The sequence below is a fragment of the Lentilactobacillus sp. genome, from assembly GCF_040773105.1.
GTDB classification, from domain to species: Bacteria; Bacillota; Bacilli; order Lactobacillales; family Lactobacillaceae; genus Lentilactobacillus; species Lentilactobacillus parabuchneri.
Window position 1 is genome coordinate 1 of sequence record NZ_JAXGWW010000091.1, and the last position, 7,887, is coordinate 7,887.

Genomic DNA, 7,887 nt, shown 5'->3' on the forward strand with positions numbered 1-7,887 from the left:
ATTGGCCATTTTACCAATGGTTGTCGTTTTACCGACGCCGTTGACACCAACAAATAAAATAACGGTTGGGCCGCTTTTGGCCATGTTAATCTCGGCGTTTTCGCCGTTACCGGCCTTATCGTATAAATCAATCAGCTTTTCAACAATCACGTTTTGAACATCTTTGGGTTTCTTGGCGTTTTGAAACTTAACCTCATCACGTAATTCATCAGCGATTCTCATAGATGTTTCAAAGCCAACGTCTGATTCAATCAGCATATCTTCCAGATCATCAAAAAATGATTCATCGACATGTCGAAAATTAGCCAACAAGGCATTTAATTTGGCGCCAAATGACGAACGGGACTTTTCCAGACCCTTTTCATACTGCCGCGTAGTTGATTCTGGCTTTTCTTCGACAGCATCCGGGACGGATTTGTCCTCAGGCTCAGCGCCCGTGGATTCTTCCGGGGCTTTCTCTGTTAGCGATTCATCCTCAGACTCATGGTTGGCTATCTTTGGTTCAGCCTTTTCAACAGACTGTGGTGCTTGCTTGGAATCATCAGGCGTTTCTGGCTCACTCGGCTGCTGTTGCACGGGTTCTTCAGCTTGTGATTCTTTAGGCTCAGTCGGTTCGGCTGGTGTTTCGGATTGAGTTTGGTCGACATCAGTGGTCGTTGAACCTTGGTCCGCATCTGCTTGCTTTGATGGCTCATCAGTTGTTGACTGATTTTCTTGAGTCGTTGATGCATTGTCTTGATCCTGCTTTGACTCAGCTGGTTCGGCTGTTTTTTTGATTTCTTCTTCATTTTTCTTGGAACGACGTTTAAATATATCAAAAAGACCCAATTAACTCACCTCTGTTTTTAAATTATCCAAATTAACGGTTACGACTTTTGAAACACCAGACTCCTGCATGGTAACCCCATATAGCTGATCGGCGTAAATCATGGTTTCTTTTCGATGGGTAATCACAACGAACTGGGTTTCATCACCAAACCGCTTGAGGTACTTGGCAAATCGGTCGGCGTTAAACGGATCCAGTGCCGCTTCGGCTTCATCCAAAATACAGAATGGGACCGGCCGCACCTTGATGATCGCAAATAACAGCGTGATGGCTGTCAATGCCTTTTCCCCACCTGACAACAGGTTCAAATTACGATAATTCTTTCCAGGCGGCTTAACCATAATTTCAATTCCTGTATTAAGCAGATCATTAGGGTCGGTTAAGACCAACTTGGCCTCACCGCCGCCAAACATGTCGACAAAAACCTGACCAAACGCACGACCAACCTTGTCAAAGGCATCCTTAAAGCGGGTGGAAATGGTTGAATCCATGTCCTGCATGGTTGCCATTAAATGATCCTTGGCATCCAGCAGATCCTGCTTTTGTTTCATCAAGAAATCATAGCGTTGTGAAACGGCCTTAAACTCCTGAATGGCGCCAACGTTAACCGGACCGATTTCATTAATTCCCGTCCGCAGCATCTTTATTTGTCCGGCAAGTTGTTGTGGATCCCAATTCCAGTCCGGATTATTCAAATCCTGAACTTGAATTTGGTACTGTTCCTGTAAGCTGGCCAGATTGGCATCTAAATTCTGTTGATTCTTAGCCAATTTTTGTTGGGCGGCTTTGAGTTCGTATTTGGCATTATTTAAATTGATTTGCTCATCTTGAATCGTCTGGTTTAATTGATCCACGGCAGTTGAACCGGCTTCAACCTTGCTTTTAAATTGTTGAAGCTGCTGATTTAAAGCAGTTTGTTTTTGACTTGATTGTTTAATTTCAGCGTTCAGGCTGCCGGAATCGACTTGCTTGCTCAGTTCTTCTTGAAGTTGATGTTGTTGCTTCAACAAGCCGGCTTTATCGGTCTGGTGGTTCGAAACTTGTTTGTTGAGGGCAGCTTGGTCGACTTGCAGTTGACGTAATTTTTGCTGCTCAACCACAATTTCTTCGTGAAGCGCCTGCTTTTGGGTGGCAAACGTTTTGGCGGATTGTTTCACGTTCGCCAGCTGAACACGTTTTTCGTCAAGCTGGTTGTTGGTCTGCTGCAGTTTTTGTTCAATGTCTGCCTGTTTTTGACTAAGCTGAGATTCATCACTGGTTGACTTCTGTGAAGCAGCATTTTTCATTGCCAGTTCAAGCGTCTTTAATTCACGTTGTTTTGTCGAGACCGCATTCTGCAAACTGTCACATTGACTCTTCAAGCTTTGAACTTGCTGATGAAATTCGAACCGCTTTTGCTGACCCCGCTCATGTGAAGCTGATATTTTGGCTAACTCAGCTTTCGCCTTTTTAAGAGCGGCTTCTTTTTCAGCAAGCTTTTGATCCATCTCAGCAGTGGACTTTTCAAGTGATTCTAATTCGTTTTTTTGAACCAAAACCCCTTGATTGTCATTTCGATTGGCACCACCGGTTAATGAACCACCGGCGTTGACCACTTGACCGTCCAAAGTTACAACGCGCGTTTTTTGACTAATCTTGCGGCTGATTTGAATCGCATTGTCCAAATTATCGGCAATGATTGTGGTGCCCAACAAAGATTCCTTAATCTGAGTCAAATTCTCAGGCATTTTCACCAGGTCGCTGGCGACACCGATGTATCCGGCTACTTCTTCCGCCAAGCGGACAATCCCGCTATTTAAATGACGGCTGCGGATAGTGGAAACCGGCAAAAGGGTCACTCTTCCCAATCGGTTCTTGGTCAGAAATTTGATTGCCGCTGACGCAGCTCGATTATCAGTTGAAATGACGTGTTGAGCCTGGCCGCCCAATGCTGTTTCGATCGCCTTGACGTAACGGTCATCAATTTCCAAATAGTCAGATACCGGGCCCATAATGCCGGTTAATTCGTTCTTGTGTTTCAGTAAATTAGCGACACCACGATAAAAGCCGCGATATGAATCGTGGAGACTTTTCAGTGAGTTGGCCTTGGCTTTCGCCTGTTCGGCCACCTTGAGTGCTGCCAGCCAATTTGCCTGCGAACTGTCAACTTCTTGTTGACGGGTGGTCAATAAGGTCGTCAAATCTGCCAGCTGGCTGTCGATTTCAGCGAGTTGTGCCTGAGTATCCTTGAGGTCAGCCTGCTTTGCCATCAGCTCGTCTTGGGCTTGTTTTATGCCATGTTCGGCCTTTGAAATTCGCTCACGCTGCGCATTCAGACGTTCGGTAAACTGCTGATCATCGTGACTTTTTAACGTAATTTGATTCTTAATGTCGGTTTTTTGCTGCAACAAATCGACGTATTGATTCCGTAAGTCATCAATTTCAGATTCAATTACAGAAACGCTATTTTGTTTTTCTTGTTCGGAAAGATCGGCGAAATGCTTATTTTTATTGTCAATTTTAATTTTGATACGTTTGCCGGCATCCACGGATTGAGTTAACTTGACCTGATAATCGGCGATTTGTTTATCAGTGAGTTTAATTTGTTCAGAAATCCGTTTCAAATCAGCATTTTTAAAACTCTTTTCCTGATCTGACAGTTGGTGCTGACTTTTCAATGACTGGATTTTTTCAGTCATTGCCAAAATTTCATCGTTTAAATGATCAACTTGGCTTCTATTGTCGGCCAAAGTCGCTTTTAATTTATCGCGTGAATTTTCGTTGGCCGTCACCTGGGCGTAAAGTTTATTAACCAAATCAGACTTTTCGGAAACCGCCTGTTTAAAGTGGCCGGCATCAGACATAGCCTGTTGAGTGGATAAAATCAACTGTTGTTTTTCCAATTGATCCAGTCGTTTCTTTTGATCCAAGTAGTCTGTGGCCAGGCTGCTTTGTTCTTCAAGTGGTGCCAAACGACCCTTGAGTTCGTGAATGATGTCTTCTACCCGGTTCAGATTATCCGACGTTTCATCGATTTCTTTTTGGGCGGTGGTTTTATGCTGCTTATATTTATAAACGCCGGCGACATTTTCAATAATTGAACGGCGCTCTTCAGGCTTGCTGTTAAAAATCTCTTCAACATTTCCCTGGGAGATGATTGAAAGCGACCCCTGACCAATTCCAGTATCCATAAATAAATCGGTAATGTCTTTTAAACGACACTGCTTTTCGTTTAGATAATAGCCACTGTCGCCATTTCGAAATAATTTTCTGGATAATTTGAGTTCATCAAACGGCGTTTTAATATAGTGATCCGAATTATCAAGAATCAGGGTCACTGAGGCCATGTTTAAAGACCGTCGATCAGCAGCGCCGGAAAAAATAACGTCCGGCATCCGCGATCCACGGAGATTTTTAGCAGATTGTTCCCCCATTACCCAACGAATCGATTCGGCAATATTACTCTTACCACTCCCGTTAGGGCCGACAATTCCGGTCATTCCACCAGGAAACTTAATGGTGGTCTTATCTGCGAAAGATTTAAAACCTACAATTTCAATGGATTTAAGTTGCACATGAATTCTCCAGTCTAAACTAGATTGTCTCCTTCTGTATTAAAGTGGTTCAAGGCTTGTTGGGCAGCCTTTTGTTCGGCACCCTTTTTGGAGTGGCCAATGCCAACGCCATAAAGCTTCCCATCGATAGCCACGTTGACCTTAAACGAACGGTCGTTATCCGGTCCGTATTCATCGACTAGTTCGTAATCAATATCAACCGGACCGTCTGCTTGAGCCAATTCTTGTAATTCCGTCTTATGGTCAAAAAATTCCGCAAACATCCCTTCATCAAGCTTCGGGAAAATTACTTTTTGAACGAACCGGGTTACTTCAGCTTGCCCCTGATCTAAATAAAGAGCGCCAACAAATGATTCGAAAATATCACAGAGAAGCGAATCTCGATCCCTGGCACCGGCTTTTTCTTCGCCCTTGCCCAAGCGAATATAACGATTAAAATGACACTCTCGAGCAAATGTACTGAAACTCTGTTCGTTAACCATCGCTGCTCTTAACCGAGTCAATCGACCCTGCGGCATTTTCGGATAGCGTTTAAAGATATAATCGGAAACAATGAGCTGCAAAACCGCATCTCCCAAAAACTCTAAGCGTTCGTAAAACTTCAATCCTTCGCCGCGGTGTTCATTGACGTATGAAGCCTGTGTAAACGCCTCATCGAGTAGATCTTGATCATTCATATGAATGTCAAAATCTTGTTTTAACATTTCATTTAAACCCTTTATCAACCTTATACCTCCAAAATGATGCTTGAATAACAGTAAAAAATTGAAATTATATCAATAATGAAATAATTTCAATTCATCGTGGTGATTACGATTGGTGGGCCATGACGTAATCGACTGCTTCGTTAATTGTGTTTAATTTTTCAGCATCTTCATCTGAAATTTCTGCGTTAAACGTGTCTTCAAGGTCCAGGACAAATTCAACAAAATCAATTGAATCTGCGTCCAAATCGTTCTTGAAATTTAAGTCACCGGTAATTTTACTGCGGTCGACATCAAATTCGTCAGCCACAAGGTCGGCTATCTTGTTAAAAATCGCATCTTTATCCATTTGATAAACACCTATTCCATAAAATTAATTTGCTAGTTACCATTATATCAACTATTTAGTGCTTTTGATACTTTCTTTTATCTGCTTCAACGCTTCGGCGTGGTCGCTCACGTATTGGTCAAGATCGGGAATCATGTTTGATGAAATGATCTGGCGAATTTGCCCAATGGTGTTCTTAACCGTATCGGCTTTACTGCTGCCATGGGTTTTAACAACCGGCGCCTTAACCCCTAGCAAGACTGCCCCGCCGTATTGTGAGTAGTCCATGGAACCGCCAATTTTGTGAAAGGCATCTTTGAGCATTAACGCCCCGAATTTGGCTTTGGCTCCGTCTGACATAATGGTTGATTTGATTAACTTCAGCATTGACAAAGCGGTTCCTTCAATACTCTTGAGAACAGCATTGCCGGTAAAACCATCGGTCACAACCACGTCAGCAACACCGTTTAAGAGTTCACGAGATTCAACGTTACCAACAAAGTTTAAATCCTTGTCCGCTGCCAGTAAATCATGGACCTTGCGATGATTCATGTCACCTTTATCGGCCTCGGTTCCATTATTGAGCAAACCAATCCGGGGATTTTCCACCTGGTTGACGTTTTGGGCGTAATACTTACCCATCAAAGCATACTGATAAATGTTTAAAACTTTGGTGTCCGCATTGGCGCCAACGTCGATCATCACAAATTTGTCCTGGTCCTTTTCAGCAATCACCGGCAGTGTGGTCGTCAAGCCCGGTCGGTCAATTCCTTTAATCCGGCCAACGATAAACAAGCCAGCGGCCAGAATGGCACCCGTATTGCCGGCAGAGAAAAATGCATCGGCAGTGCCCTCTTTAACAGCGGTCGCAGCCAAGACAATGCTAGATTGCTTCTTGGTGCGAACGGCCTTTACCGGTTCGTCACCCATTTCGATGACTTCATCGGCCTGCATAATTTGAATGTGATCATCGTTTTTTAAGTACTTTTTGATCTGGTCGGTTTGACCAAACAACTGAAATTCAACGTCTGGATAAGCATCTCGAGCAAGTTCAATTCCTTCAACAACTTCTTTTGGGGCATAATCGCCGCCCATAGCGTCAACTGCAATTTTCATGTTTAACTCCTATTTTTTAATCAGTCGTGATCGTTTGATTATATTTTAAATACTGTGCTAATTGTACATTTTCTGGCTTTTTTTGCCAATTCTTGTGAATCGTGATGCTCTGGGCTTCCTGGTTGGCGACTTGTAAAATGTTCAGGTCACCGACCGGATCGCCGACTTTAAAATCGGGCATCCCTGATTGTTTATTGCCGGTGATATCGCCTTGGCCGCGCAACTCCAAATCTTTTTGGGATAAGAAAAAGCCGTCGGTACTGCTGGCAACTGCCGTCATTCGCTGTTTGCCAATCTCATTTTTCGGGTCGGCAATCAAAATACAGTAGGCCTGAGTTGATCCTCGACCAACCCGGCCACGAAGCTGATGCAACTGTGCCAGGCCAAAGTGATCGGCATCAAAAATCAACATCGTATTGGCATTGGCGACGTCAACGCCGACTTCGATCACCGTGGTTGCCACCATGACTTGAAACTGGTTGCTTTTAAAGTCCTGCATGGCCTGGTCTTTTTCCTGATCACTCATTCGACCATGGAGCAGACCAACGGCATACTGGGGCTCAAAAATGGCTTTAAATCGTTCAAAGATTGCCGTGGCATTTTTCATATCAACGGCTTCGGACTCTTCAATCAAAGGTGTCACCACATAAATCTGATTGCCTAAATCCAGCTGTTTTTTGACAAACCGTAACGCTGAATCGGTCTTAGCCGAGGGAATCCAAGTTGTTTTAATCGGCTTTCTGCCCTGTGGCATCTGATCGATGACGGATACGTCCATGTCGCCGTACATGGTAATGGCTAACGTCCGCGGAATCGGCGTGGCCGTCATTGCCAGCATATTCGTACTGTGGCCCTTTAAACGCAGCGCCTGGCGCTGATTGACGCCAAAACGGTGCTGTTCGTCGATAACGGCCAATCCAAGGTCGTGGTAGTCAACTTGGTCTTGAAATAGCGCGTGAGTCCCCACAATCAGGTTCACTTCGCCATCGGCAATCCTAGGGAGCATCGCTTTTCTTGCCAGTCCGGTAGTCGCTCCAGTCAATAACGCAATATTAACGTTGAGACCGGCAAACAACTTGGCAAATGTGTTGGCATGCTGCTCTGCTAAAATTTCGGTAGGAGCCATAATAGCCGCCTGTTTATGGCCACTAATGGCGGCTAAAATTGCCATTGCGGCAACCACGGTCTTGCCACTTCCGACATCACCTTGAAGAAGCCGGTTCATCTCAATGGGTTGGGCCATGTCCGCCAAAATTTCACCAACGACTTTTTGTTGGGAGTCAGTCAACTTGAATTTGAGCTGTTGTGTAAAAGTGTCAAGAAGCTTTGAATCATAAGTAATCTTAGCCTCGGGGTCGG

Annotated in this window: 6 protein-coding genes; all 6 read right to left on the minus strand. The window is 44.3% G+C overall.

Annotated elements, in window-relative coordinates; all coding sequences use genetic code 11:
- Positions 1 to 828: signal recognition particle receptor subunit alpha (locus AB3112_RS06140; protein WP_367334118.1), on the minus strand; the 828-nt coding region annotated here is incomplete at its 3' end.
- Positions 829 to 4,380, minus strand: coding sequence for a chromosome segregation protein SMC (gene smc, locus AB3112_RS06145; protein ID WP_084975374.1), 3,552 nt, complete (start codon positions 4,378 to 4,380; stop codon positions 829 to 831). It abuts the gene before it with no gap.
- 14 nt (positions 4,381 to 4,394) lie between these two features.
- Positions 4,395 to 5,105: a ribonuclease III gene (rnc, locus tag AB3112_RS06150; RefSeq protein ID WP_239822892.1), complete on the minus strand. Its 711-nt coding sequence runs from the start codon at positions 5,103 to 5,105 to the stop codon at positions 4,395 to 4,397.
- An 85-nt stretch (positions 5,106 to 5,190) separates the two neighbouring features.
- Positions 5,191 to 5,433: an acyl carrier protein gene (acpP, locus tag AB3112_RS06155; RefSeq protein WP_057909099.1), complete on the minus strand. Its 243-nt coding sequence runs from the start codon at positions 5,431 to 5,433 to the stop codon at positions 5,191 to 5,193.
- A 51-nt stretch (positions 5,434 to 5,484) separates the two neighbouring features.
- Positions 5,485 to 6,528, minus strand: a complete 1,044-nt coding sequence (gene plsX, locus AB3112_RS06160) for a phosphate acyltransferase PlsX (protein WP_057909098.1) — start codon at positions 6,526 to 6,528, stop codon at positions 5,485 to 5,487.
- Between the two features lie 16 nt (positions 6,529 to 6,544).
- Positions 6,545 to 7,887: ATP-dependent DNA helicase RecG (locus AB3112_RS06165; RefSeq protein ID WP_367334119.1), on the minus strand; the 1,343-nt coding region annotated here is incomplete at its 5' end.

Coding starts and splice junctions, on each gene's coding strand:
- acpP (WP_057909099.1), bottom strand. CDS start 5,433: ATGGATAAAGATGCGATTTTTAACAAGATAGCCGACCTTGTGGCTGAC.
- plsX (WP_057909098.1), bottom strand. CDS start 6,528: ATGAAAATTGCAGTTGACGCTATGGGCGGCGATTATGCCCCAAAAGAA.